We start from the raw sequence: 24972 nt of genomic DNA, 5'->3' as shown, positions 1-24972 counted from the left end.
TGCGGGGATCTCGTACGCTTCGAAGCGTGACGACTGAGGAACACGTTGTGCTGGTCGACCGCGAGGGCCACGCGCTCGGCACCGCGCCCAAGCGGTCGGTGCACGGCCGGGAGACCCCGCTCCACCTTGCCTTCTCCAGCTATGTCTTCGATCCGGAAGGCCGCGTGCTGCTCACCAGGCGGGCCGACCACAAGATCACCTGGCCTGGCGTCTGGACCAACAGCTGCTGCGGCCACCCGCTGCCCGGCGAGCCGCTCGACCGGGCGGTCATCCGCAGGCTCTCCTACGAACTCGGCCTCGACGCCGGCCGCGCAGACCTCATGCTGCCCGGTTTCTCCTACCGCGCCGTGATGGGCAACGGCATCGTCGAGCACGAGTTGTGCCCGGTCTATCGCGTCACGGTCGACACCCCGGCGGCGCCCAACCCCGAAGAGGTGGGGGAGGTGCACTGGATGCCGTGGAAGGAGTTCGCCGACGGCGTGCAGAGCGGCCTGCTGGCGATCTCACCGTGGTGCAGGGAGCAGGTCCCGCTGCTCGTCGAGCTGGGCTCCGACCCGATGGCCTGGCAGCCGGCCCCGGACGACCAACTGCCCCCCGCCGCGCGCGGCTGAGCCGCCGGGGCGAGGGGCCGACGGCTAGCGCTCGACCTCGCCCCTGATGAACTTCTCGACGTACTCGCGGGCCTCGTCGTCGGAGTACTGCTCCGGCGGCGACTTCATGAAGTACGACGACGCCGACAGGATCGGGCCGCCGACACCCCGGTCGAGGGCGATCTTGGCGGCGCGTACGGCGTCGATGATGATGCCGGCCGAGTTGGGGGAGTCCCAGACCTCCAGCTTGTACTCCAGGTTCAGCGGCGTGTCGCCGAACGAGCGGCCCTCAAGGCGCACGTACGCCCACTTGCGGTCGTCGAGCCACGGCACGTGGTCCGACGGGCCGATGTGCACGTCGGCCTTGCCCATCTCGTGGGGGATCTGCGAGGTGACCGACTGCGTCTTGGAGATCTTCTTCGACTGGAGCCGCTTGCGCTCCAGCATGTTCATGAAGTCCATGTTGCCGCCGAAGTTGAGCTGGTACGTGCGCAGCAGCTCGACGCCGCGGTCCTCGAACAGCTTGGCCAGCACGCGGTGCGTGATCGTGGCGCCGACCTGCGACTTGATGTCGTCGCCGACGATCGGGACCCCGGCCTCGGTGAACTTCTCCGCCCACTCGGGGTCGGAGGCGATGAAGACCGGCAGCGCGTTGACGAACGCCACCTTGGCGTCGATGGCGCACTGCGCGTAGAAGCGGTCTGCCTCCTCGGAGCCCACCGGCAGGTAGGAGACCAGGACGTCGACCCGGTTCTCGCGGAGCACCTGGACCACGTCGACGGGGGCCTCGTCGGACTCCTCGATGATCTCGCTGTAGAACTCGCCCAGACCGTCGAAGGTGTGACCGCGCATCACGGTCACGCCCGTCGGAGGCACATCGGTGATCTTGATGGTGTTGTTCTCGCTGGCGACGATCGCCTCGGACAGGTCGCGGCCGACCTTCTTGGCGTCCACGTCGAAGGCGGCCACGAATTCGACGTCGCCTACGTGGTAGTCACCGAACTTCACGTGCATCAGGCCCGGCACTCGTGCGGCCGGGTCCGCGTCCTTGTAGAAGTGCACACCCTGGACCAGCGAAGACGCGCAGTTGCCGACACCGACAATGGCCACGCGAACCGAACCCATCGCACTCGCTCCCTTACTCATCAGTTGACGTGGTATCTCTCTCGGGCCCTTCCGAGGCCCGCCGTTCCGTGGCGATCAGCTCGTTCAGCCAACGCACCTCGCGTTCGACCGACTCAAGCCCATGGCGCTGCAGCTCCAGCGTGTAGCTGTCGAGCCTTTCCCTGGTACGGGCCAGCGCCGTGCGCACGCTGTCGAGGCGCTCCTCCAGGCGGCTGCGGCGGCCTTCGAGGATGCGCAGGCGCACCTCGGCCTCCGTGTGCCTGAAGAAGGCGAAGTGCACACCGAAACTCTCGTCCTCCCAAGCTGACGGGCCGGCCTGGGTCAGCAGCTCCTGGAGCCGCTCCTTGCCCTCGGCGGTCAGCTTGTAGACGATTTTCGACCGGCCGCCGACCATCGTGGCGGGAGCGGGCTGCTCCTCCACGATGAGCCCTTGGGCCAGAAGTGATCGCAGACAGGGGTACAGCGATCCATAGGAGAACGCACGGAACATGCCCAACAGGGCGTTGAGCCGTTTGCGCAGCTCATAGCCGTGTAGCGGCTGCTCGTGCAGCGACCCGAGCACGGCCAGTTCCAGAACTCTGCCCTGTCCGCTGGCCACTGGAACCGCCTCCTCTCGCGTCGATGTATCGAGTCGATACATCCTGAGGATACGTCGATTCGCTATATGGCCGCAATCAAAGGATTTGCCAAGCCGTTGGGATGAATCGGTAAAACGCCGTAGTCTGGCGCTCATGTGGTCACAGCGGAGGGTGGTGGACTACGGCCTCGCCAAGCGGTCAGCGGTCCGTTCCCTGAAGGCGGGCCGTGCTTCGCGCGGTGACCTCTGTGACGCACAGCCGTACCTCCTTCGGGCCGCCCGCGTGTTCGGCGAATCGACCGAACGTCTCTGCCCGGTGTGCGAGAAGGAGAACGTCACCAACGTGACCTATGTCTACGGCGATTCGCTCGGGCGGCATGCCGGTCAGGCAAAGGTCACGTCAGAGCTTGTCGAAATGGCCCATGATTACGATGAGTTCCGGGTGTACGTCGTCGAGGTCTGCCAAGGTTGTTCCTGGAACCACCTGACGGTCTCGTTCGTCCTCGGCAACGGACCGCCAGACCTCGTCGGCCAACCGTGAACACCGAGGGCGGCGAGTCACCTCACGCCCATACGCCGTTTTGATCCGACGACGATGCGAGGACGTGTGAGTAACAGCATGAATGAGGGGACGGCCCGCCCGGGAAGGCGCCGTCGCTCCAACTCATCCCGTTCTGTGCCCCCAGGTTCTCCTCCGCAAACCGGCGACTCCGACTGGGGTGCGTCGCAGTCGGCGCGTCGTCCTGAAGCCGCCTACGAGCAGACCGGCGCGATGAACGCGCAGCCGTACAACGATCCCGCCTCCGGGCCGCAGCCCCAGAGGGCGCCGCAGGGGCGCGAGGAACTGCCGCCGCGCACCCGCTCGCGGGCGCGGCAGGATCGGCAGGACACCCGCTCGGTGAGCAACCAGGAGACGGTGATCAGCGACGCGCCGCCCAGGCGCTCGCGCCGGGCGAGCGGTCAGGGCGGTCCGCCCGGCCCGCCCAATCCGCCCGGTCCGCCGGAGGAGCCGGCCAAGGGCGGGCGCAGCGGCTGGCGCCGGTTCGTGCCGAGCTGGAAGATCGTCGTGGCCAGCGTGGTCGTGCTGGGGGCGGGCATCTTCGGCATGATCATGGTCGCGTACTCCCTCACGCCGGTGCCCGAGGGCACGCAGGCGTCGGCGGTGGCGCAGCAGAGCACGCTCTACTACCGCGACGGCAAGACCGTCATCGCCAAGCTCGGCGTGCCCCGGCAGACGGTCGGCATCGAGAAGATGGCCGACACCGTCAAGGACGCCACGGTCGCCATCGAGAACAAGACCTTCTACGAGGACTCCGGCGTCTCCATCTCCGGCATGGCCCGCTCGGTGTGGATGACCGCGACCGGCCAGCAGCTCCAGGGCGCCTCGACCATCACCCAGCAGATGGCCCGCGGCTACTACGACGGCCTCAGCCAGGAGGTCTCCGTCAAGCGCAAGCTCAAGGAGATCTTCGTCGCGGTCAAGCTCAACCAGACGCTGGGCAAGGAAGAGATCCTCGCCAGATACCTCAACACCGTGAACTTCGGCCTCGCCTACGGTGTCGAGGCCGCCTCACAGGCGTACTTCGGCAAGAACGTCCGCGCCAAGGACCTGACCCCCGAGCAGGGCGCCTATCTGGCCGCCCGCATCCAGCGCCCGAGCTGGGGTCCAGACGACCCCGGCCTGCGCCAACGGTGGACCACGACCATCCAGTACATGGCCGAGCAGTGGCCCCAGAAGTACGGCGACCTGCCGGCGAAGGCGAAGTTCCCGAAGATTCGCAAGGCCGACACCAAGGACGAGTACGCCGGCCTGCGCGGATACATGATCACGCAGGTGCTGGAGGAGCTGAAGCAGCGCAAGCTCACCCCTGACATGGTCAGGAGCGGCGGCTACCAGATCACCTCCACCTTCGACGAGAAGCTGATGAAGGCCGCCAAGACGGCGGTCGAGACCACGATGGCGAGCATGTCCAAGGAGTTCCACGCCGGGCTCGCCGCCGTCGACCCGAAGAACGGCCGCGTCCTGGCCTTCTACGGCGGCTCCGACTTCATCACCGACCCCTTCAACGAGCCCTTCGACGCGCGCAAGCAGGCCGCGTCGGCGTTCAAGCCGTACGTGCTGGCGGCATGGTTGCAGGCCGGCTACTCGCTCAAGAGCTACGTGCCGGGCAACGAGACCGTGCCGAAGGTCATCCCCGGCCAGCAGACCGGCGGTTTCCGCAACAGCCACAACGTCGGCCAGTCCGTCGACGTGATCAAGGCCACGGCCCAGTCGGTCAACACCGCGTACGTGTCGATGGCGTTCAAGCTGCCCAACCAGCTCGACGACGTGAAGGACCTCGTGGAGTCCGCCGGGTTCGACCAGGGCCGCATGGAGAAGGACGTCAAGGACCACCACTTCCAGTTCGCCATCGGCAGCGCCCTGGTGAAGCCGGTCGAGCAGGCCGCCGGGTACTCGATCTTCGCCAACGGCGGCAAGTACACCAAGTACCACGTGGTGCAGGACGTCAAGCTCAACAAGCAGGTCGTCTACCCCGAGCAGCGCACCGCGACCAGGGTCATCGACGCCGAGGTGGCCGCCGACGCGACGGTCGCCATGCAGGAGGTGCTGAGGAGCGGCACCGCGCACGGCCAGGGGCTCGGCAACCGGCCCGCGGCCGGCAAGACCGGCACCAACAACAACGAGAAGGAAGCCTGGTTCGTCGGCTACACGCCGCAGATCTCGACGGCGGTCGGGTTCTACCGTGAGCAGTGCGTGACGAAGAAGGGCAAGATCGTCCAGCCGGAGCACTCCAACTGCCCGCAGACCCCCCGCGGCAAGCCGAACAAGAAGTACGGCCCGAACAACCCGTACACCACGGCCAAGGAGGTCTCGCTCGGCTTCGAGGGCGCCGGCCCGCCCACCGCGACCTGGCGGCGGTTCATGCTCGCCGCGCACGAGGGCAGGCCGGTCGAGCAGTTCCCGCAGAAGGCCGACATCGGTCTGCCGGAGAACATCGTGCCGCGCCCGGTGCCGACGCCGACTCCGACCGCCACGAACCCGTTCGACGACGGGGACAACCCGTTCGACGACGGCAACCAGCAGGACTGCCTCGTCGCGCCGTGCAACGGCGACAACGGCGACGTGTCCGACGACTCGCAGGACACCGGGATCCCCGAGGCCGACGATCACGGCATCCTGAGCGGCGGCGGGGGCGGCAGGGTGCCCGACTCCCGCCCGTCGGGCTCCTGGCCGATGAACGCCCGGCACGAGGAGTGGTGACGACCACCGAGGTACGCGCCCCTTTGGTGGCGCGTACCGTGCCGTACCTGCCTCTGGGGCTGATCGCGGCCCTGGGGGCCACCCTGGCCTACCTGGTGCGCCTGCCCTGCCGGACCGGCGGATGGAACGACCAGGTCCAGACGTACACGAACTTCTGTTACACCGACATCTTCCCGCTGTACTTCGACCGGCAGCTCGCGACCCAGAACCCGTACTTCGCCGACGTGCCCTTCGACAAGCAGGTCGAATACCCGGTGGTGCTCGGCGAGGTCATGCAGGTCATCGCCTGGATCGCGCGGAAGCTGGAGTTCGACCAGGTCGCCCAGGCCGTCAGGTTCTACGACATCACGGTCGTCCTGCTCGGCATCTGCCTCGTGGCCGGCGTCCTGCTGATGGCGGCGGTGGCCGGGCCCACCCGGCGGTGGGACGCCCTCTGGTACGCGATCTCGCCCGCGGTGATCCTGGCCGCGTACATCAACTGGGACCTGGTCGCCGGCGCGCTGTCGATGGGCATGCTGCTGGCCTGGGCACGCAGGCGGCAGGTGCTCGCGGGCGTGTTGCTGGGGCTGGCGATCGCGACCAAGTTCTACCCGCTGATGTTCCTCGGCGCGCTGTTCCTGCTCACGCTGCGGACCGCGCGCTGGCGGCCGTTCCTGGTGTCGGCGGCGTCGGCCGCCGGCGCCTGGCTCGTGGTGAACGTGCCCTTCATGATCTTCGCCTGGGACGGCTGGCGCCGTTTCTACGTCTTCTCCCAGGAACGCGGGATCGACTGGGGATCGCCGTGGTTGTTCTTCCAGCGCAAGGGCTGGGGCATCCTGGGCGAGGGCGACGTCAGCACGATGGGCATGGTGGCGCTGGCCGCCCTGTGCCTGGGCATCGCCGTGCTCGCGCTCACCGCGCCGCGTCGGCCAAGGCTGGCGCAGATCTGCTTCCTCGCGCTGGCCGCGTTCATGATGACGAACAAGGTGTGGTCGCCGCAGTTCTTGTTGTGGCTGGTGCCGTTCGCGGTGCTGGCCAGGCCCAGGTGGAAGCCGCTGGTGTTGTGGCAGCTCGCCGAGGTCTGGTACTTCGTGGCGATCTGGCTCTACCTGCTCTCCCAGCCGCCCCTCAGCAGGAACGACCTGGGCATCGAGGACGACACGTACTTCACCGCGGTCTGGGGGCGGGTGATCACCATTGCGATCATGATGGCGTTCGTCGTCCGTGACATCCTGCGTCCGGAACGGGACGTCGTACGCCAGGACGGCGTCGACGACCAGGCTGGCGGGGTGTTCGACGACGCTCCCGACCGATTCGTCCTGACGACGCGATGATCACCCGCTCGGCCGCCCGGGACGCGCTGTTGTTGTGGCTCGGCTCGCGGGCCGGGCTCCTGGTGTCGACGCTGCTCGGCGTGTCCTTCGCCGAGTACGCCGGCAAATGGCGTCAATGGGACGCCGGCCTGTTCATCACGATCGCCCAGTACGGCTACGACGGCGAACCGGGCAAGCCGCACGACGACGGCCTGCCCGCGTTCTTCCCCGGGCTGCCGGTCGCCCTGCGGGCTGTGCATCTCGTGGTGCCCGACTGGGCGGCGAGCGGGCTGCTGGTCTCGCTGGTCGCCGGGGCGGTGGCCATGGTCGCGCTGGCCATGCTGGCCGAGTTCGAGGGCGCGACCGGCTGGATGGCGGTGCTGGCGCTGCTGCTGTTCCCGATGGCGGTGTTCCTGGCCGCGGGGTACAGCGAGCCGTTGTTCCTGGCCTTCGCGATCCCCGCGTGGCTGGCCGCCCGGCTGGGACGCTGGCCGGAGGCGGTGTTGCTGGCGGCGGGGGCGTCGTGCGTGCGGATCACCGGGCTGTTCCTGGCGGTCGCGCTGGTGGTGGAGTTCGTCAGGCGCAAGGAGTCGTGGCGGCGGGCCGGATGGCTGGTGGTGTCGTTCCTTCCGCTGGTGGCGTACTCGTTCTACCACTACCGCAGGTCGGGCGACTGGCTGGCGTGGAAGCACGCGCAGGAGGCCGGCTGGGGACGCGACTTCGCCTGGCCGTGGGAGGCGTGGCGGACGACCTGGCAGTCGGCCATGGGCGGCGACGACTTCGCGGTGGCCTTCCGGATGGAGATCGCCGCCGCCGTGCTGGCGGTGGGCGTGCTGGTGTGGCTGCTGGCGCTGCGCAGGTGGGGCGAGGCCGTCTACTGCGGATTGCAGGCCGCGGCGCTGATGACGTCGGCGTACTACCTGTCGATCCCGCGTTCGTTGCTGCTGTGGTTCCCGCTGTGGGTCCTGGTCGCGAAGGTGGCGACCAGGAAACCGTGGGTGCTTGTCCTCTATGCGATGGTCTGCGGGCCGCTCATGTATCTGAACGCGGCCCGCTTCCTCACGGGCGCCTGGGCGGGCTGATCTCTCTACCCGTTTCTTCGCCTCGGTAATCCAGGGAAGTTATCCACAGGCTGTGTGTTTTCCCTTGTGGGCTCTCGCGTTCAGAGGTTCTTACGCAGGAAGGCGATGTCGTCGGCCTGGCCCTCGCCCGGCGTCTCCACCACGACCGGGGCGCCCGCCGCGCGGCAGATCGCCAGGATCAGCTCGGGGTCGATCTTCCCCTGGCCCAGGTTGGCGTGCCGGTCGGCGCCGGAGTCGAAGTCGTCGCGCGAGTCGTTGCAGTGGACGAGGTCGATGCGGCCGGTGATGGCCTTGACCCGGTCGACCAGGTCGACCAGCTCCTCGCCGCCCGCGTGCGCGTGACAGGTGTCGAGGCAGAAGCCCACGTCGAAGCCGTCGAGCGCGTCCCACAGACGGGCGATGCGCTCCAGCTTGCGGGCCATCGCGTTGCCGCCGCCCGCGGTGTTCTCGATGAGCACGGGGATCGGGCACTCCATGCGCTCGAACACCTTGCGCCAGTTGTCGAAGCCCACCTGCGGGTCGTCGCTCTTGTTGACGTGGCCGCCGTGCACGACCAGGCCCTTCGCGCCGAGCCCCGCCGCCGCCTTCAGGTGCTGTTCGAGCAGCTTGCGGCTGGGGATCCTGATGCGGTTGTTCGTCGTGGCGACGTTGATCAGGTAGGGGGCGTGGATGTAGATGTCGACGCCCTCGACCGGCTTGGCCGGCAACACCGGCTTGTCATAGCCCTGGGGGTCGCCGAGGAAGAACTGCACGACCTCCGCCCCGACCCGCCCGGCGTGAGCGGCGGGATCGTCCTGGTCGACGTGGGCTCCGATACGCAGCATGTCAAGGAGCTTATCCGTTTGCCGGTACCGCACCGGGGAAGTCGCCGAGCACCCCCTACCTCGAGGAGAACGCATATGACACGCTGGCGGCTGCGGGCGCTGATCTTATTCGTCTACGTGATCATCGGGATCTACGTCGCCTGGATCCACGACTACATCACCCCGGGTCTCCTCCGGGACGTCGCCGAGGCCCTGCTCGCGGTGTTCCTCTGGTTCCTGGTCCTGCTCGGGATCGACCTGCACATCGGCAGGTGAGCCCATATAGCCGACGGCCCCGGCGTTCACCGGGGCCGTTCGCCGCAGGCGGGACAGGTCACGGGTAGGGCAGGAAGCCGCCGTGGGCGATGCCGAGCACGGCCCCCACGAACGAGGCCACGAGACCGACGATGTTGACCGAACGCTGAGGCGTGGTCACCGAGATGTACTGCGAGAAGAGGCCGACCCCGAACCCGAGCGTGCCGAGCCAGGACGAGATCATGTGGGCGGCGGGGAAGAACGTGGCGACGAATGCCACGAGACCGCACGCCAGTGTCGCGACCGCCAGGCCGTTCTCCACCGGGTGAGAGCGCCCGTCGGTGTTGAGCGTGAGCCTGAACCGCTCCCTTTCGGAGGGATGAAGCACATGTGGCACAGCCACCACCCCCTTGGTTTCCTACATGCCTTCCCACCTACTCGCGGCTGGTAACCTGGGCAGCGCTGCGTTGTGATGGGTGACCCATCGCCCCGGGGCGCCGAAATGGGGCGCCGCGGCCCAAACGTCAGCGTCCTCCTGTCACGGCAGAGTGTCGTGACCGCAAGAGTCCAGAGGAGGTTGGAGTCCCGCATGCGTCGTTACGAAGTAATGGTCATTCTGGACCCTTCGCTCGATGAGCGCACTGTCGCGCCGTCCCTCGACCAGTTCCTCACCGTGGTCCGCAACGACGGCGGCACCGTGGAGAAGGTCGACGTCTGGGGCCGTCGCCGCCTTGCCTACGACATCGACAAGAAGTCGGAAGGCATCTACGCCGTCATCGACCTGTCCGCGGAGCCCGCGACGGTCAAGGAGCTCGACCGGCAGATGAACCTCAACGAGGGCATCCTGCGTACCAAGGTCCTGCGCCCGGACGTGCACTAACAACAGGAAAGCCGCGAAGCGGACCGCCGCCGTGGTCCTCATCGGAGGACGACGGCGGAGTGACGGGCCGACGAGCGGGTTTGTTGTTGACCACCGGCTTTTTGTCGGAGAACACCCGTACTCTGAGCCGTATCCCAGCGAAGGCGTGCAGGAAGGCGAGCGCTAGCCATGGCAGCAGGCGACACCGTAATCACCATCGTCGGCAATCTTGTCGACGACCCGGAGCTGCGCTTCACCCCGACGGGTCAAGCGGTGGCTCGATTCCGCATCGCGTCCACTCCGCGGTTCATGGATCGTCAGACCAACGAGTGGAAGGATGGCGAGAGCCTCTTCCTGACCTGCAACGTGTGGCGGCAGGCGGCCGAGAACGCCGCCGAGAGCCTCCAGCGTGGCATGCGGGTCATCGTGCAGGGGCGGCTCAAGCAAAGGTCTTACGAGACCAAGGAAGGCGAGAAGCGCACGGTCTATGAGGTCGAGGTCGACGAGGTCGGCCCGTCCCTGCGCAACGCCACCGCCAAGGTCAACCGCACCTCCCGCCAGGGCGGGGGCGGCGGTGGCGGCTTCGTCGGCGGCCCCGCCGACGACCCGTGGGCCTCTGCCACGCCCGCCCCGTCCCAGGGCGGTGGCGGCGGCGGTGGTTTCGGCGGCGGTGGCGGCGGAAACCAGGGCGGCGGCTTCGGCGGCAACGACTTCAGCGACGAACCGCCTTTCTAACACCTGTCCACAAGCCCGAGTCCATTCCCGCCCGAAAGGCGGGGCTCTGAGAGGAGCACCACGATGGCTAAGCCGGCACTGCGCAAGCCCAAGAAGAAGGTTTGCCTGTTCTGCCACGACAAGATCTCATACGTCGACTACAAGGACACGGCGCTGCTGCGGAAGTTCATCTCCGACCGCGGCAAGATCCGTGCGCGCCGGGTGACGGGCAACTGCACCCAGCACCAGCGCGACGTGGCGACCGCGATCAAGAACGCCCGTGAGGTGGCTCTGCTGCCTTACACGAGCACCGCGCGCTAAGGAGGTCTGTCGACATGAAGCTCATCCTCACCAACGAGGTCTCCGGCCTCGGCGCCCCTGGCGACGTCGTCGAGGTCAAGGACGGCTACGGCCGTAACTACCTCATCCCGCGCGGCTACGCCATGCGCTGGACGCGTGGCGCCGAGCGCCAGATCGAGACCATCAAGAAGGCTCGCGACGCTCGCGAGATCCGCGACATCGGCACCGCCAAGGAGGTCGCCGCCGCGCTCGGCGCCCTGCGCGTGCGGCTGACCACGCGCGCGGGCGACTCGGGCCGGCTGTTCGGCTCGATCACCACGGGCGACATCGCCGACGCCGTCAAGGCCGCCGGTGGTCCGGTCCTCGACCGCCGTCGCATCGAGATCCGCAACCCGATCAAGAGCGTCGGGTCGCACAAGATCACCGTCAAGCTCCACCCCGAGGTGTCGGCGTCCGTCGACGTCGACGTCGTGGCCAGCTGACAACGGCTGATCAGGCCCCTCTCCTCGCGGAGAGGGGCTTTTTCGTGTTCGAGGGCCGGTCGGGTGGCACGCTCGCCGGCCCTTCTGCGGCGGGACGCCGGCACGCCGGCCCGGGTGTAGCCGACGGCCGTGGTGACCTGCGCACTTATTTCCTATTCGGGCCGCGTAGAATGCCTGCGTTCTTGTGTGTGCGTTCCCCCTGGAGGCTTTGCCATGGCCCGTTCCTCGATGCTGCTCGCGATCGGTGTGCTCGCGGTAGGGGCCGTCGCATGTGCCCCGGCGGACCAGCCGGCGAGCCCGGCCACGGCGACCGGCTCGTCCACCGCCGCAGCCTGCGCCAAGGAGCAGCTCAAGCTCGTCAACGCGGGCAAGCTGACCGTCGGCACCGACAAGCCGGCCTACGAGCCGTGGTTCAAGGACGACGACCCGAACAACGGCCAGGGGTTCGAGAGCGCGGTGGCGTTCGCGGTGGCCGGCGAGCTCGGGTTCGACCGGACCGAGGTGCAGTGGAACACGGTCAAGTTCGATTCGGCGTTCGCGCCGGGGGCCAAGCAGTTCGACTTCGACGTCAACCAGGTCTCGATCAACCCCGACCGCGCCAAGGCCGTCGACTTCAGCAAGGGCTACTACACGGTCAAGCAGGCCGTCGTGGCGATCAAGGGCAGTAAGTTCGCCGAGGCGAAGAGTGTGGCCGAGCTCAAGGACGCCAAGTTCGGCGTCCAGGTCGGCACGACGTCGCTGGCCGGCGTCAAGGAGGTCGTCAAGCCGACCGCCGAGCCCAACGTCTACAACGACCAGGTCGACGCCGTGAACGCGCTGAAGAACAAGCAGGTGGACGCCATCGTCGTCGACCTGCCCACCGCGTTCTACGTCACGGCCGCCCAGGTGGAGAACTCCAAGATCGTCGGCCAGTTCAGCTCGACCGGCGGCACGCCGGAGGAGTTCGGGCTGGTCATGGAGAAGGGCAGCGCGCTCAAGCCCTGCGTCGACAAGGCCGTCGACTCCCTGAAGTCGAAGGGTGAGCTGGCGAAGATCGAGCAGGAGTGGCTGGGTTCGGCGGCGGGCGCGCCCGAGCTGTCGTGAGCCCGACCAGTAAGCCCGTGAGCGAGCACGTCCCCTCGCAGCGGCAGCTTGAGCGCGAGCGGGTCCGCAGGTCGCGGGCGCGCCGCTCGGCCTCGATCGCGACGGCCTCGACGATCGTGTTCGTCGTCCTGGTCGTCGTCCTGGCCACGAACTCGCCCGGCTGGCCCCGGGTGCGGGAGTCGTTCTTCTCGCCCGAGTGGTTCGTCAAGGCGCTGCCCGAGGTGCTGGACGGGTTCCTGCTCAACATCAAGATGTTCCTGATCGCCGAGCCGCTGATCCTGATCGTCGGGCTGCTGGTGGCGCTGGCCAGGGGCATCACCGCGCCCGCGTTCTTCCCGATCAGGGCCCTGGCCACGCTCTACACCGACGTCTTCCGCGGTGTGCCGACGATCCTGGTCATCTACCTCGTCGGGTTCGGGCTGCCCGCACTGCGGTTGCAGGGCATCCCGACGGACCTGGCGACGCTGGGCGTGATCTCGCTGACGCTGTCGTACGGCGCGTACGTGGCCGAGGTGTTCCGCTCCGGCATCGAGTCGGTGCACCCCAGCCAGGTCGCCGCCGCCCGCTCGCTGGGCCTGAGCCACGTCAAGACCATGCGGTTCGTCGTGCTCCCGCAGGCCACCCGCCGGGTCGTGCCGCCGCTGCTCAACGACTTCGTCTCGCTGCAGAAGGACACCGCGCTGGTAGCGACCATCGGGCCGCTGGAGGCGCTCAGGCAGGCCCAGATCATCGTCCAGAGCAAGTTCAACTACACCCCCTACCTGGTCGCCTCGCTGCTGTTCATCCTGCTCACGATCCCGATAGCCAGGTTCACCGACCATCTGGCCGCCCGTACGCGCAGGAGGCGTGGCGCATGAGCCTGCTGACCATCGAAGGGGTGTGGAAGAACTTCCACGGCCACAGCGTGTTGCGCGGGATCGACCTTGAGGTGCAGCCGCACGAGGTGGTCAGCCTGATCGGCCCGTCCGGATCGGGCAAGTCCACGCTCCTGCGCTGCGTGAACCTGCTGGAGACCGTGGACGACGGCTCGATCCACCTCGACGGCCAGGAGATCACCGACCCCCGCGTGGACGCGGACGACGTACGCAAGCGGCTCGGCATCGTGTTCCAGGCGTTCAACCTGTTCCCGCACATGACCGTGCTCGACAACGTCACGCTCGCGCCCCGTCAGGTGCTCAAGACGCCCAGGGCACAGGCCGAGGAGGAGGCACGCGAGCTGCTGGCCAGGTTCGGGCTGGCGGCCAAGGCCGGCGCGTACCCCGACCAGCTCTCGGGCGGTCAGCAGCAGCGGGTCGCGGTCATCCGGGCGCTGGCCATGCAGCCGAGGCTGATGTTGCTCGACGAGGTCACCTCGGCGCTCGACCCCGAACTGGTGCTGGACGTGCTGGGGATCATCAGGGAGCTCAAGGAGTCGGGCATGACGATGATCCTGACCACCCACGAGATGAGCTTCTGCCGCGACATCTCCGACACCGTGTGCTTCCTCGACGGCGGGGTGCTGGTGGAGAAGGGCTCGCCCGAGAAGATCTTCGCCTCGCCGGAGCAGCCGCGCACCAGGGAGTTCCTGCGCAGCGTGCTCGATTCCGGGCGGCTCTAGCGGCGGTGGCGGCCCCGGCCGGGTTCGGCCGGGGTGTCCCGCGGGGCGGCGAGCAGGCTGTGGCGGCGGCCGTACAGGAGATAGACCAGGACGCCGAAGGCCATCCACAGGATGAACCACGCCCAGGTGAGCACGCGCAGGTTGAGCATCAGCCAGAGCGTGGCGACCAGCGAGAGCGCCGGGAGCAGCGGCGAGAGCGGCACGCGGAAGCCGCGCTCCAGATGCGGCATGCGGCGGCGCATCACGATCACCCCGGCCGCCACGAACAGGAACGCGAACAGCGTGCCGAGCACCACCAGCTCCTGCATGGTGAGCACCGGCACGAACTCGGCCAGCACGATCGCGATGAACCCGATCACCAGCGTCACCCGCGACGGCGTGTGGTACCTGCGGCTGACCGCGGCCAGCCCGCGCGGGATCAGCCCGTCGCGGGCCATCGAGAACAGCACCCGCGTCTGTCCCACGATCAGTACGAGGATCACGGTGGTCAGCCCGAGCACCGCTCCCGCGTCGATGACGTGCACCATCCAGTCGACGCCCACGGCACGGAACGCGCTGGACAGCGGCGCGTCCCCGGTGATCTTCGTGTACGAGACCATGCCCACCATGACCAGCGCGACCGCGAGGTAGATGACCGTGGTGATCACCAGGCTGCGGATCATGCCCTTGGGGACGGACTTGGGCGCGTTCACGCTCTCCTCGGCCGAGGTCGCGACGATGTCGAAGCCGATGTAGGCGAACGCGATGGCCGAGGCCGCGGCGAAGATGCCGAACCAGCCGAAGGCCGTGCTCTGCCCGGAGAAGACCTCCATGACGGTCTGGGGGCGTACGGACAGGGTCTTGGACGGGACGTAGAAGTCGCCGAAGTTGGCCACGTCGATGTGGGCCAGGCCCACGACGATGACCGCCCCGATGGCCAGCAGCTTGGCCGACACCATGATCCACAGGGCCCGCAGGCCGATCCGGGCGCCGAGGGCCACGATGCCCGTGAGCAGCACCAGGATGACCAGGACGAGGATGTTCTCCACGGAGTCGGCCATCGGCACTCGTACGCCGAAGTTGGTGACCGCCTTGACCGCGATGGCCGCCCACGCCCTGGCCACCACCGCCGCGGCGAACTGCAGCTCAAGGATCAGCGCCCAGCCGATGACCCACGCCCAGACCTCGCCGAAGATGACGTACGTGAAGGTGTAGGCGCTGCCCGAGGTCGGCATCGTGGACGACAGCTCGGCGTAGCACAGGCACGCGAGCAGGCACGCGATACCGGCGATCATGAACGAGAGGATCACGCCGGGACCGGCCGTGGTGTGGGCCTGCTCGCCGGCGACACTGAAGATGCCCGCGCCGATCATCACGCCGAGCCCGAGAACCACGAGGTCGGCCGGGCGGTAGACCTCGGCCAGGCTGTGGCCGGCGCCGGTGCGCAGGCCGGTCGCGTCTGACGGTGGCAGTCGTCGCAGAATCGTGGACACGGAACACCCCGCTCTGGGAACTCGCCCACTCTGTCTCACCGCTTGGACGACGGGCAAGCACGGGACGGTTACGGTGACGCGGTCGCAGGCCGTCCGCGGGGGTAACGCTGCAGGTCGGGTCGGCTACGCTCCGGTCACGAGCCACGCTGTGCCGGCCGCGCGACGGCCGAGGGTGATCAGCCGGGCGACCATCCACACCCCGAGCGCGCACCAGAGCGCGACCAGGCCGAACCCGGAGGCGAGGAAGGCGGCGGGCAGGTACGCCAGCGTCGTCCACACCCCGGCCCAGGCCAGGTATCGCTGGTCGCCGGCGCCGATGAGCACGCCGTCCAGCACGAACACCACCCCGCAGATCGGCTGGAACAGCGCGACCGGCCACAACACGGCCAGGAGCTCGCCGGTCACGGCCGGGTCGGCGCCGAACAGGCCGGGCAGCAGCGGCCTGGCCGCCACCACCAGCACGCCGAGCGCCAGGCCCGACCACAGGCCCCACTGCGTCATGCGCCTGGTCGCGGCCCTGGTGGCGGCCGTGTCCCTGGCGCCGAGCGAGCGGCCGGTGATGGCCTGGCCGGCGATCGCGATGGCGTCGAGGGCGAAGGCGAGCAGGTTCCACACCTGGCCGGCGATGGCGTACGCGGCCAGTTCCGCCTTGCCCATCCTGGTGGCGACGACGGTGCCCACGAGCAACACGATCCGCAGACAGACCGTACGGATGAGCAGGGCGAACCCGGCCGTACCGGCCTGGCGGACGCCGGCGAGGTCGGGCATGAGCGGCGTACCGAGCCGGCGGGCGCCCCTGACCACCACGACCAGGTAGACGGCGGCGCCCAGCGTCTGGGCCAGCGTGGTGCCCCAGGCCGACCCGGCGATGCCCCAATGCAGCCCGAGCACGAACCAGGCGTTCAGCGCCGCGTTGAGCGCGAACGAGCCGACGGCCACCACCAGGGGCGTGACCGTGTCCCGCAGGCCGCGCAGCACCCCGGTGCCGGCCAGCACGACCAGCATGCCGGGCGCGCCGAGCAGGCTGATCCGCAGGTACGTCACGGCCAGGGCGGCCTGGTCGGGGCCGGCGCCGAACAGGTCCACCATGGCGGGCGCGAGCGGCCAGCCCAAGGAGATGAGCGCGGCGCCGATGGCCAGGGCGAGCCAGATGCCGTCCACGCCGTTGCGCATCGCCCGCGCGTGGTTGCCCGCGCCGCTCTGCCGCGCCACGGACGCCGTCGTTCCGTAGGCGAGGAAGACGCAGAGGTTCACCAGCGTGGCCAGGACCGCGCCCGCCACGCCCAGCGCGCCCACGGCCGTGGTGCCGAGGCCGTGGCCGACGATGGCGTAGTCGGCGAGCAGGAAGAGCGGCTCGGCGACCAGGGCGCCGAACGCGGGCAGCGCGAGCCGCAGAATCTCCCGGTCCTGGGGTGTAATGGGCATTTGTCCATTATGGCCATTACACGGCGTGTCGAGCCAACTTTCTTTCCTCCACAGCCGGTGGACACTGTTTGCCCAGGTCGAGGGGTGATCGGTGGATATCCGGAACAGTTATCCCCAGGCTCGTCCACAGAGCTTTCACACCCTGGGCGCGATAGTGCACAGCTCACCCACAGCGTTGTCCACAGGCCGCGTTGCCCTCGCGCGCCGAACCGGCGAAACTGTCACACCGGTCGACTACAAGTGGGGGTGGTGCGACCGCCTGCGAGGTTGTGTGCGAGGGGGCGCGGTGACCATTGACGAAGAGGGCGGCGGAGGCCCGGGATTCGAGCGCACGCCGCCGCACAACATCGAGGCCGAGCAGTCGGTGCTCGGCGGCATGCTCCTGTCGAAGGACGCCATCGCCGACGTCGTCGAGATCCTGCGTTCCGACGACTTCTACCGTCCGGCCCACCAGATGGTCTACGACGTCGTCACCGACCTCTACGGCCGCGGCGAGCCCGCCGACGCGGTCACCGTCTTCGACGAGCTGCAGAAACGCGGCGAGATGGCCAGGGTGGGCGGCGCCGCCTACCTCCACACGCTCACGGCCGTCGTCCCCACGGCCGCCAACGCTGGCTACTACGCCAAGATCGTGCGCGAGCAGGCGATCCTGCGCCGCCTCATCGAGGCCGGCACCCGCATCGTCTCCTTCGGCTACGGCGGCCAGAACGAAGAGGTCGACGACCTCGTCGACCGCGCCCAGGCGGAGATCTACAAGGTCACCGAGCGCCGCACCTCCGAGGACTACGCGCCCCTGGCCGACATCATGCCGGGCGCCCTCGACGAGCTTGAGGCCATCGGCAGCCGCGGCGGCCAGATGGTCGGCGTGCCGACCGGCTTCCAGGACCTCGACCAGCTCACCAACGGCCTCCACCCGGGCCAGATGATCGTCGTGGCCGCCCGTCCCGCCATCGGCAAGGCGCTCGCGCTCGACACGCCGCTGCCCACGCCGACGGGCTGGACCACCATGGGCGACGTGCGCGTCGGCGACCTCCTGATCGGGGCCGACGGCAGGCCCACGCGCGTGGTGGCGGCCACCGACGTCATGCACGGCCGGCCGTGCTACGAGGTGGAGTTCGGCGACGGCACGGTGATCCTGGCCGACGCCCAGCACCAGTGGCTCACCGACACGCGTGCGTCCCGCCGACCGGATCGGCGGTCGTCCGCGCAGGTGCGCACGACCGAGGAGCTCGCCGCGACGCTGCGGTGCGGCGACGCGGAGAAGCGGCTCGACCACGCCGTCGTCAACGCCCGGCCGCTGGACGTGCCCGACCGTGATCTGCCGGTTTCCCCGCACGCGCTGGGGGCCTGGCTGGGTGGCGGTGACGCGGACGGCGCACCTCTCACCACCGATGATCCCGAGGTGACCGCCGAAGGGCTGCGGACGCTGGGGATGTCGGGGGACAAGCACATCCCCGGTGAATACCTGCGCGCGTCCGAGGACCAGCGCCGGGAACTCCTGGCGGGGTTGCTCGACGCCGGCGGCCACATCAGCCCCCTCGGGACGGTCCGGCTCGCCGTCCCGAACCGCCGGCTGGCGCAGGACGCCCGGGAGTTGATCCTGAGCCTGGGATACACGGCGTCCTGGACGTCCGAGCCGGCATCCGGACAGGCCGAGGCTCATGTGGTCACGTTCACGCCTTTCGACAAGGTGTTCCGGTCGAGCCGGAAGAACGCCCTGGTGAACACCGGCGCCCACCCCGGCACGACCTGCCGCGAGATCACCGATGTCCGCCCTGTGGCGTCTGTGCCGGTGCGATGCGTGGAGGTGGACAACGCCGACCACCTGTACGTGGCGGGCCCCACTTGGATCCCCACCCACAACTCCACCCTGGGGCTCGACTTCGCCCGTTCCGCGGCGATCAAGCATGGGATGACCACCGTCATCTTCTCCCTGGAGATGTCCCGCAACGAGATCACCATGCGTCTGCTGTCCGCCGAGGCCAGGGTCGCCCTGCATGCCATGCGCTCCGGCATGATGGGCGACGACGACTGGACCCGCCTCGCGCGCCGGATGAGCGAGGTGGCCGAGGCGCCGCTGTTCATCGACGACTCGCCCAACATGTCGATGATGGAGATCAGGGCCAAGTGCCGGCGGCTCAAGCAGCGCAACGACCTGCGGTTCGTGGTCATCGACTACCTCCAGCTGATGAGCTCGCCGAAGAAGACCGAGAGCCGCCAGAACGAGGTCTCGGAGATCTCCCGTGCGATCAAGCTGCTGGCCAAGGAGCTGGAGGTGCCGGTCATCGCCATCTCCCAGCTCAACCGAGGTCCCGAGCAGCGTACGGACAAGCGTCCCGCGGTCAGCGACCTTCGTGAGTCCGGCTGCCTGACCGCCGCCACCCGGATCATGCGCGCCGACACCGGTGCCGAGGTGTCGATCGGCGAGCTGCTGGAGAGCGGCGCGCGTGACGTCCCGGTGTGGTCGCTCGACGACCGGCTGCGGCTCGTGCCCCGGACGCTCACACACGCCTTCCCGAGCGGGGTCAAGGAGGTCTTCCGCCTGCGGCTGCGTTCCGGGCGTGAGATCGAGGCCACCGCGAACCACCCCTTCCTGACCTACGACGGCTGGCGTCCGCTGGGGGAGCTCGCCGCCGGGTCCCGGCTGGCGGTCCCGCGTCACGTACCGGCTCCCGAGCGGCTCAAGGAGTGGCCGGAGGCGGAGATCGTGTCGCTCGCGCACCTGATCGGCGACGGTTCCGTCGTGGAGGACCGGCCGATCCGCTCTGCGAGCCATGAGAGGCACGTTCCGGAGGGGGTCTTCGCCCTGCCCAAGAAGCAGATCGCGGTGTTCCTGCGGCACCTCTGGGCGAGCGGCGGATCCGTACGGTGGGACACCGACGGCGGCCAGTCGCGGCTCTCCTACGCCTCGGCGAGCCGCCGGCTGGTGGACGACGTGGCCGGGCTGCTGCTCCGGTTCAACGTGATGACGCGTGTGGAAGAGGCGCCGAAGGGCGCCGACCGGCCCGGGTACACGCTGGTCGTCGACGGTGTGGAGAACCAGCTCCGGTTCCTGGACGAGGTGGGCGTCCATGGTGAGCGGTCGGCGCAGGCGGCCTCGTCCGCCGGCAGGCTGCGGGAGATCAAGGGCGACACCAGCCTGGACACGATTCCCGCCGAGATCTGGGACCGTGTCCGCGGTGTCCTGTCGGAGCGTGGCACGGCCCATCGTGAGTCCTACGCCCGGGTCGGCGGCGGCGCGGCGCGGGAACACGTACCGGGCCGGGCGCGGCTGGGCAGGGTGGCCTCGATTCTTGACGACGCCGACATGGACATTCTGGCGACGAACGACGTGTTCTGGGACGAGGTCGCCTCGGTCGAGAGCCTGGGCGAGCAGCCGGTGTTCGACGCCACGGTCCTGGGCACGCACAACTTCGTCGCCAACGGCATATCGGTGCACAACAGCATCGAGCAGGACGCGGACATGGTCATCCTGCTTCACCGAGAGGACGCCTACGAGCGGGAGTCGCCCAGGGCGGGGGAGGCCGACCTGATCGTGGCCAAACACCGTAACGGCCCCACGGCCACGGTGACCGTGGCCTTCCAGGGCCATTACAGCCGGTTCGTGGACATGGCCCAGCACTGACCGGTCCACGCCGGAGTGCCGGGCCAGGCGGCTATCAGCGCGGGATCGCCGCCCCCTTCGTACGGATCGCCGGCACCACCGAGGCCGCCACCCCGAGCACGAAGCAGGCGGCGACCACGCCGGCCACCGGCAGCCACGGCACCTCGAACGCGACCGGCCCGGCCAGCCGCAGCAGGGCCGTCCACAGGCCGAGCAGGCTGACCGCCGTGGCGCCGAGCGCCAGCACCACGCCCACGGTCACCACCAGCAGCGCCTCGCCCATGACGAAGCGCAGCACCTGCGCCCGCGTGGCCCCGAGCAGCCGCAGGCCGCCGCGTTCCGCCGCGCGGTCGGAGGCCGCCATCAGCAGGGTGTTGACCAGGGCGATCGCGGTGTAGCCGAGCATGATGGCGAGCACCGCCAGCAGTCCGAGCCGGCTGGCGGAGTTGCGGCGGGAGGCGGAGTCGCCGCTCCAGTCCGCCTTGGTGACCGCGTGGGCGTTGTGGCCGCGCGTGGCCGCGACGAGGGCGGCGCGGACGGCGGGGGCCGAGGCGCCGGGGCGCAGGGTGACGTACGCGGTCGAGGGCAGGGCCGAGAAGGCGTGGGCGGGGGTGACGTAGGAGTCGGCGGCGGAGTCCGCGCCGAGCAGGGCGACCACCTTGAACGTGGCCTGGCTGCCGTCCGCCCGCCACATCCGTACGGTCCGGCCGAGCCCGAGCTCCCAGGTCGGCGAGACCGCGATCGTGTCGTCACGCAGGTCGGCGAGGGATCCGGCGGTCACCGGCACGGACAGCGCCGAGGTGAGCGCGGCCGGGTCCACGGCCTCGGCCGGACGCCGGATGAGCTCGGTCCGGCCTTCGAGCGTGTACACGCTGGTCGCGGTGGCCGTGGTGATCTCGGCGCCGGGAACGGCACGGAGGCGTTCGACGAGCTGCCGGTCCAGGCCGGCCGGGCCGTCGGGCAACACCAGGAAGTCGGCGCGTACGGGAGCGGTCTCCATCGCGGTCTTGGTCGCGTCGGTCATGGCCGCGCCGCCGAGCAGGGTCCCCGCCAGCGCCACGGTCACCAGGACGGGCGCCGCGGTGGCGGCGGTACGCCGGGCCGAGGCGAGGGCCCCGGCGGCGACCACGGTGCCCCCGGCGCCGCGCAGGCGCTCGACCGGCCCGGCGAGCAGGCGGGTGACCGGCCGGACGAAGACCGGCGCGAGCAGCCCGGCGGCCGCGATGAGCAGCATGACGATCGGCATGAACGTCTTGTTGTTCGTGGCCGAGGCCGGATCGCCGATCGTGTTCACGGCCATGCTGACGAGCGCCGTGACCAGCACGCCGGTGCCGAAGGCCACGAAGGACGGCACCGAGGACGTGGAGGGCACGAGCCACGCCGGTGCCATGCCGAGCGCGGTCAGCCGGTCGAGCAGCGGCCGGGTCGCGAGGGGGCCGAGCACGGCGCCGAGGGCCGAGGCGGCCAGCGCGACCAGGGCGGCCTCGCCGTACACCATGCGCCTGACCTGGCCGGCGGTGGCGCCGGTCGTACGAAGGAGGGCGAACTCGCGGCGGCGCTGGCCGACCGCGAACGCGAAGGTGGAGGAGACCACGAAGACGGCGACGAAGGCCGCGAACCCGCCCGCGATGCCGACGATGGTGACGGCGTTGTTGCGCGCCCGTTCGTCGGCGGCCCGGGAGGGGTCGAGCAGCGCCCGGCCGCACCTGCGCGCGGCGCTGGAGACGTTCGAACGGCTCGGGGCCCGCCCGTGGGCCGAGCGCGCGCGAACGGAGCTGAGGGCGGCGGGGGACACCAGCGCGCCCGCCGCGCCGGACACGGCCCTCGCCGCGCTCTCCCCGCAGGAGCTCCAGATCGTCAGGCTGGCCGCCAAGGGGCTGACCAACAGGGAGATCGGCGCCCAGCTCTTCCTCAGCCCGAAGACCGTGAGCTACCACCTCTACCGGGCCTTCCCCAAGCTCAACGTGGCCAGCCGGGCCCAGCTGGCCGGTCTCGACCTCTCCTGAGCGCGGCTTCGGCTCGAAGTGTGACAAACCAGACAGTCCCCGACGGGATGGCGATCGATCATCCCGCTGCTTCAAGTGATGACTGAAGCAAAGGGGAGAACGCCATGACCATCCTGATCGCCTACGACGGCTCGGCCGACTCGCGCAGCGCCATCGAGTTCGCCGCCAAGCACCTGGCCGCCCAGCCGACCGTCGTCGTCACCGTGTGGGAACCGCTGCTCGTGCAGCTCAGGAAGTATCCGCTGGCGGCGGGGGCGATCTCCCCCGAGACCGAGACCGAGGCGCAGACCCAGGCCGAGTACTACGCCAAGGAAGGCGCCGAGCTGGCCACCGCCGCCGGTCTGCCCGAGGTGACCTACCGCGCGGTCGCCGACAACGAGTCCATCTGGAAGACGATCGTGGACGTGGCCGACGAGATCGACGCCTCGCTCATCGTGACCGGTTCGCGTGGCCTGGCGGGGGTCAGGTCGGTGCTGCTCGGCAGCGTGTCCAACCATGTGCTCCACCACGCGCGGCGGGCCACGCTCATCGTGCCGCCGGTTGCGCGTCCGAAGGCGTGACGCAGCAGACCTTGGGCGGGGACAGCCGGGTGTCCATGCGACGGGCGCCCGGCCCCTCCTCGCCGAGCCGGTCGTACGGGTTGGCGACCGGGCACCGGTCGAGCGACAGGCAGCCGCAGCCGATGCAGTCGGTCAGGTCGTCGCGCAGCCGCTGAAGCTGCTCGATGCGGTCGTCCAGCTCGCCGCGCCAGGCGGCCGACAACCTGGCCCAGTCCTCCCGGTTGGGGGTACGGCCGTCGGGCAGCTCCGCGAGAGCGTCCTTGATGGTCGCCAAGGGGATGCCGAGCCGTTGCGAGAGCCGGATGAAGGCGACCCTGCGCAGCGTGTCGCGGTGGTAGCGACGCTGGTTGCCCGCCGTGCGGCGGCTGGCGATGAGACCCTTGGTCTCGTAGAAGTGCAGGGCGGACACGGCAACGCCGCTGCGTTCGGCGAGCTGTCCCACTGTCAGCTCTTTGCTGTTCCAGGCGACCATACCTGAAGCTTACTTGAGGGTCCGTTCGAAGAACGTCTCCAGTACCACGACCGTCTGGGTGCCGGTCACCCCGTGCACCTCGAACACCTGGCGCAGGACGTCCTGCAACTCCTTGGTGCTGGACGTACGCACCTTGAGCAGCAGCGACGCCGGCCCCGCGATCACGTGGGCCTCCTCGACGGCGGGGATCGCCGCCAGCAGGTCGGCGCTGTCGCCCATCCAGCTCCCGCCGTCCACCAGGACGTAGGCGCTCACCGTGCGGCCGAGCGCGGCCTGGTCCACCTCGATCGTGGTGCGCCTGATCACGCCGCGTTCGCGCAGCTTCCGTACGCGTTCGTGCGCGGCCCCGCCGGACAACCCCACGGCCTTGCCGAGCGTCGCGTACGACTGCGTCGCATCCTCCATCAGGAGGCCGATCAATGTCCTGTCGATATCATCCACAACCGAATACTATCTGGCAAAAGTCATCGAAGACCGAATGCCGTATGGTTGGCGACATGGACACGATCCCCACCGAGTTCGAAGCCCTCGACGAGCGTTTCGCCACCGTCGGCGGCGACGACCGGCTCGAACGCCTCCACACCGGCACCCGCTGGGCCGAGGGCCCGCTCTACGTCCCGGCCGGCCGCTACCTGGTCTGGAGCGACATCCCCAACGAGCGCATGCTCCGCTGGGACGAGACGACCGGCGCCGTCGGCACGTTCCGCCGGCCGTCGGGCTACGTCAACGGCAACACCCTCGACCGCGAGGGCCGGATGATCTCCTGCGAGCAGGGCAACCGCCGCGTCACCCGCACCGAGCACGACGGCTCGATCACCGTCATCGCCGACCGCTGGCAGGGCAGGCGGCTCAACAGCCCCAACGACGCGGTCGTGCGCTCCGACGGCTCCGTCTGGTTCACCGACCCCCCGTACGGCATCACCAGCAACTACGAGGGCGTCGTGGCCGAGCAGGAGATCGACGGCTGCAACGTCTACCGGGTCGACCCGGTGACCGGCGAGGTCAAGATCGTGGCCGACGACTTCGTCCGCCCCAACGGCCTGGCCTTCTCCCTCGACGAGAAGCTCCTGTACGTCGCCGACACCAGGCGGAAACACCTGCGTGTCTTCGACGTGGCCGAGGACGGCACCCTGTCCGGCGGCAAGGTCTTCGCCGAGGGCACCCCGGCCGACAACTTCGACGGCATGCGCCTCGACGACACCGGCCGCGTCTGGGCCGCCGCGGGCAAGGCCGTCCTCTGCTACGCCCCCGACGGCGCCCTGATCGGCCGGCTCAGGCTGCCGGAGTTCACGTCCAACCTGGTGTTCGGCGGGCAGAAGAGGAACCGGCTGTTCATCACCGCCTCCTCCTCGCTCTACTCCCTGATGACCAACGTCACCGGCGCCCGCCCGGTCTGGGCCAGCCGCTAGCGT

General features: G+C 69.3%; 26 protein-coding genes. 17 read left to right on the top strand and 9 right to left on the bottom strand.

The genetic code is table 11. The annotated features are described in order from the left end of the window. The first annotated feature begins 26 nt into the window (after nt 1-26). On the top strand, nt 27-611 hold the full coding sequence (idi, locus tag DMB42_RS33035; protein WP_260478092.1) for an isopentenyl-diphosphate Delta-isomerase: 585 nt from the start codon (nt 27-29) through the stop codon (nt 609-611). A gap of 24 nt (nt 612-635) precedes the next feature. Here the strand turns inward: idi and DMB42_RS33030 are convergent, their stop codons facing one another. Both DMB42_RS33030 and DMB42_RS33025 read right to left on the bottom strand, forming a co-directional pair. Continuing rightward, nucleotides 636-1715 (bottom strand): inositol-3-phosphate synthase, encoded by a 1080-nt coding sequence (locus DMB42_RS33030; RefSeq protein ID WP_125640649.1) that lies wholly within the window; start codon nt 1713-1715, stop codon nt 636-638. A 13-nt stretch (nt 1716-1728) separates the two neighbouring features. Then, nucleotides 1729-2313, bottom strand: coding sequence for a PadR family transcriptional regulator (locus DMB42_RS33025; RefSeq protein ID WP_125640646.1), 585 nt, complete (start codon nt 2311-2313; stop codon nt 1729-1731). Nucleotides 2314-2446: 133 nt separating this feature from the next. On the opposite strand from DMB42_RS33025, the gene DMB42_RS33020 reads away from it, so the two are divergent. The 4 genes from DMB42_RS33020 to DMB42_RS33005 all read left to right on the top strand — a co-directional run bounded on the left by DMB42_RS33020 (nt 2447) and on the right by DMB42_RS33005 (nt 7928). After that, complete coding sequence (locus DMB42_RS33020) at nt 2447-2833, top strand: DUF5318 family protein (protein WP_125640643.1); 387 nt, start codon at nt 2447-2449, stop codon at nt 2831-2833. Nucleotides 2834-3064: 231 nt separating this feature from the next. Next, entirely contained in the window at nt 3065-5554 is a 2490-nt protein-coding gene (locus tag DMB42_RS33015) for a transglycosylase domain-containing protein (RefSeq protein ID WP_185844979.1), read from the top strand. Then, nucleotides 5551-6867 carry a glycosyltransferase family 87 protein gene (locus DMB42_RS33010; RefSeq protein WP_125640637.1) on the top strand — a complete coding sequence of 439 codons (1317 nt, stop codon included), beginning with the start codon at nt 5551-5553 and terminating at the stop codon, nt 6865-6867. The genes DMB42_RS33015 and DMB42_RS33010 overlap by 4 nt, the downstream gene beginning before the upstream one ends. After that, on the top strand, nt 6864-7928 hold the full coding sequence (locus tag DMB42_RS33005; RefSeq protein WP_125640633.1) for a mannosyltransferase family protein: 1065 nt from the start codon (nt 6864-6866) through the stop codon (nt 7926-7928). The genes DMB42_RS33010 and DMB42_RS33005 overlap by 4 nt, the downstream gene beginning before the upstream one ends. An 80-nt stretch (nt 7929-8008) precedes the next feature. Here the strand turns inward: DMB42_RS33005 and DMB42_RS33000 are convergent, their stop codons facing one another. Next, nucleotides 8009-8752 carry a deoxyribonuclease IV gene (locus DMB42_RS33000; protein ID WP_185844978.1) on the bottom strand — a complete coding sequence of 248 codons (744 nt, stop codon included), beginning with the start codon at nt 8750-8752 and terminating at the stop codon, nt 8009-8011. A 75-nt stretch (nt 8753-8827) separates the two neighbouring features. Between DMB42_RS33000 and DMB42_RS32995 the strand changes: the two genes are divergently transcribed. Then, entirely contained in the window at nt 8828-9007 is a 180-nt protein-coding gene (locus DMB42_RS32995) for a hypothetical protein (RefSeq protein ID WP_125640630.1), read from the top strand. Between the two features lie 58 nt (nt 9008-9065). Here the strand turns inward: DMB42_RS32995 and DMB42_RS32990 are convergent, their stop codons facing one another. Continuing rightward, on the bottom strand, nt 9066-9383 hold the full coding sequence (locus DMB42_RS32990; RefSeq protein WP_229823904.1) for a hypothetical protein: 318 nt from the start codon (nt 9381-9383) through the stop codon (nt 9066-9068). A 192-nt stretch (nt 9384-9575) separates the two neighbouring features. Here DMB42_RS32990 and rpsF point away from each other — a divergent pair, with 192 nt between their 5' ends. The 7 genes from rpsF (at nt 9576) to DMB42_RS32955 (ending at nt 14021) form a co-directional block, all read left to right on the top strand. Continuing rightward, nucleotides 9576-9866 (top strand): 30S ribosomal protein S6, encoded by a 291-nt coding sequence (gene rpsF, locus DMB42_RS32985; protein WP_026214314.1) that lies wholly within the window; start codon nt 9576-9578, stop codon nt 9864-9866. Between the two features lie 168 nt (nt 9867-10034). Further along, the gene (locus DMB42_RS32980) at nt 10035-10580 is read left to right on the top strand and encodes a single-stranded DNA-binding protein (RefSeq protein WP_125640627.1); all 546 of its coding nucleotides are present in this window, start codon (nt 10035-10037) and stop codon (nt 10578-10580) included. Nucleotides 10581-10643: 63 nt separating this feature from the next. Then, the gene (rpsR, locus tag DMB42_RS32975) at nt 10644-10880 is read left to right on the top strand and encodes a 30S ribosomal protein S18 (protein WP_020543048.1); all 237 of its coding nucleotides are present in this window, start codon (nt 10644-10646) and stop codon (nt 10878-10880) included. A 14-nt stretch (nt 10881-10894) separates the two neighbouring features. Next, the gene (gene rplI, locus DMB42_RS32970; protein WP_125640624.1) at nt 10895-11341 is read left to right on the top strand and encodes a 50S ribosomal protein L9; all 447 of its coding nucleotides are present in this window, start codon (nt 10895-10897) and stop codon (nt 11339-11341) included. A 213-nt stretch (nt 11342-11554) separates the two neighbouring features. After that, on the top strand, nt 11555-12424 hold the full coding sequence (locus tag DMB42_RS32965) for an ABC transporter substrate-binding protein (RefSeq protein WP_125640621.1): 870 nt from the start codon (nt 11555-11557) through the stop codon (nt 12422-12424). Between the two features lie 17 nt (nt 12425-12441). Then, nucleotides 12442-13281, top strand: coding sequence for an amino acid ABC transporter permease (locus DMB42_RS32960; RefSeq protein WP_260478091.1), 840 nt, complete (start codon nt 12442-12444; stop codon nt 13279-13281). Beyond that, a complete protein-coding gene (locus DMB42_RS32955; protein WP_185844977.1) occupies nt 13278-14021 on the top strand; it encodes an amino acid ABC transporter ATP-binding protein in 744 nt (247 codons plus the stop codon). The genes DMB42_RS32960 and DMB42_RS32955 overlap by 4 nt, the downstream gene beginning before the upstream one ends. Here DMB42_RS32955 and DMB42_RS32950 read toward each other — a convergent pair. Together DMB42_RS32950 and DMB42_RS32945 are read right to left on the bottom strand one after the other, a co-directional pair. Further along, on the bottom strand, nt 14018-15493 hold the full coding sequence (locus DMB42_RS32950) for an APC family permease (protein ID WP_260478090.1): 1476 nt from the start codon (nt 15491-15493) through the stop codon (nt 14018-14020). The two genes, DMB42_RS32955 and DMB42_RS32950, sit on opposite strands and share 4 nt — an antisense overlap. Before the next feature lie 123 nt (nt 15494-15616). Next, nucleotides 15617-16918, bottom strand: a complete 1302-nt coding sequence (locus tag DMB42_RS32945; protein WP_125640616.1) for an MATE family efflux transporter — start codon at nt 16916-16918, stop codon at nt 15617-15619. Nucleotides 16919-17204: 286 nt separating this feature from the next. Between DMB42_RS32945 and dnaB the strand changes: the two genes are divergently transcribed. After that, the gene (gene dnaB / locus DMB42_RS32940) at nt 17205-20543 is read left to right on the top strand and encodes a replicative DNA helicase (protein WP_125640613.1); all 3339 of its coding nucleotides are present in this window, start codon (nt 17205-17207) and stop codon (nt 20541-20543) included. A gap of 34 nt (nt 20544-20577) precedes the next feature. Here dnaB and DMB42_RS32935 read toward each other — a convergent pair whose 3' ends face one another. Then, on the bottom strand, nt 20578-22116 hold the full coding sequence (locus DMB42_RS32935; RefSeq protein ID WP_185844976.1) for an FtsX-like permease family protein: 1539 nt from the start codon (nt 22114-22116) through the stop codon (nt 20578-20580). Between DMB42_RS32935 and DMB42_RS32930 the strand changes: the two genes are divergently transcribed. Together DMB42_RS32930 and DMB42_RS32925 are read left to right on the top strand one after the other, a co-directional pair. After that, entirely contained in the window at nt 22103-22528 is a 426-nt protein-coding gene (locus DMB42_RS32930; protein WP_260478089.1) for a helix-turn-helix transcriptional regulator, read from the top strand. The two genes, DMB42_RS32935 and DMB42_RS32930, sit on opposite strands and share 14 nt — an antisense overlap. A gap of 104 nt (nt 22529-22632) precedes the next feature. Next, nucleotides 22633-23088 (top strand): universal stress protein, encoded by a 456-nt coding sequence (locus tag DMB42_RS32925; protein ID WP_125640605.1) that lies wholly within the window; start codon nt 22633-22635, stop codon nt 23086-23088. Here the strand turns inward: DMB42_RS32925 and soxR are convergent. Both soxR and DMB42_RS32915 read right to left on the bottom strand, forming a co-directional pair. Further along, nucleotides 23054-23560 (bottom strand): redox-sensitive transcriptional activator SoxR, encoded by a 507-nt coding sequence (gene soxR / locus DMB42_RS32920; protein ID WP_125640602.1) that lies wholly within the window; start codon nt 23558-23560, stop codon nt 23054-23056. The genes DMB42_RS32925 and soxR overlap by 35 nt on opposite strands. Before the next feature lie 9 nt (nt 23561-23569). Next, on the bottom strand, nt 23570-24001 hold the full coding sequence (locus DMB42_RS32915; RefSeq protein WP_125640599.1) for an Lrp/AsnC family transcriptional regulator: 432 nt from the start codon (nt 23999-24001) through the stop codon (nt 23570-23572). Between the two features lie 56 nt (nt 24002-24057). Between DMB42_RS32915 and DMB42_RS32910 the strand changes: the two genes are divergently transcribed. Next, nucleotides 24058-24969: an SMP-30/gluconolactonase/LRE family protein gene (locus tag DMB42_RS32910; protein WP_125640596.1), complete on the top strand. Its 912-nt coding sequence runs from the start codon at nt 24058-24060 to the stop codon at nt 24967-24969. Nucleotides 24970-24972 lie beyond the last annotated feature (3 nt).

The sequence above is a fragment of the Nonomuraea sp. WAC 01424 genome (assembly GCF_003947315.1).
GTDB lineage: Bacteria > Actinomycetota > Actinomycetes > Streptosporangiales > Streptosporangiaceae > Nonomuraea > Nonomuraea spiralis.
Note: the sequence above shows the minus strand (reverse complement) of the source record. Positions and strands in the feature narration are given on the sequence as shown.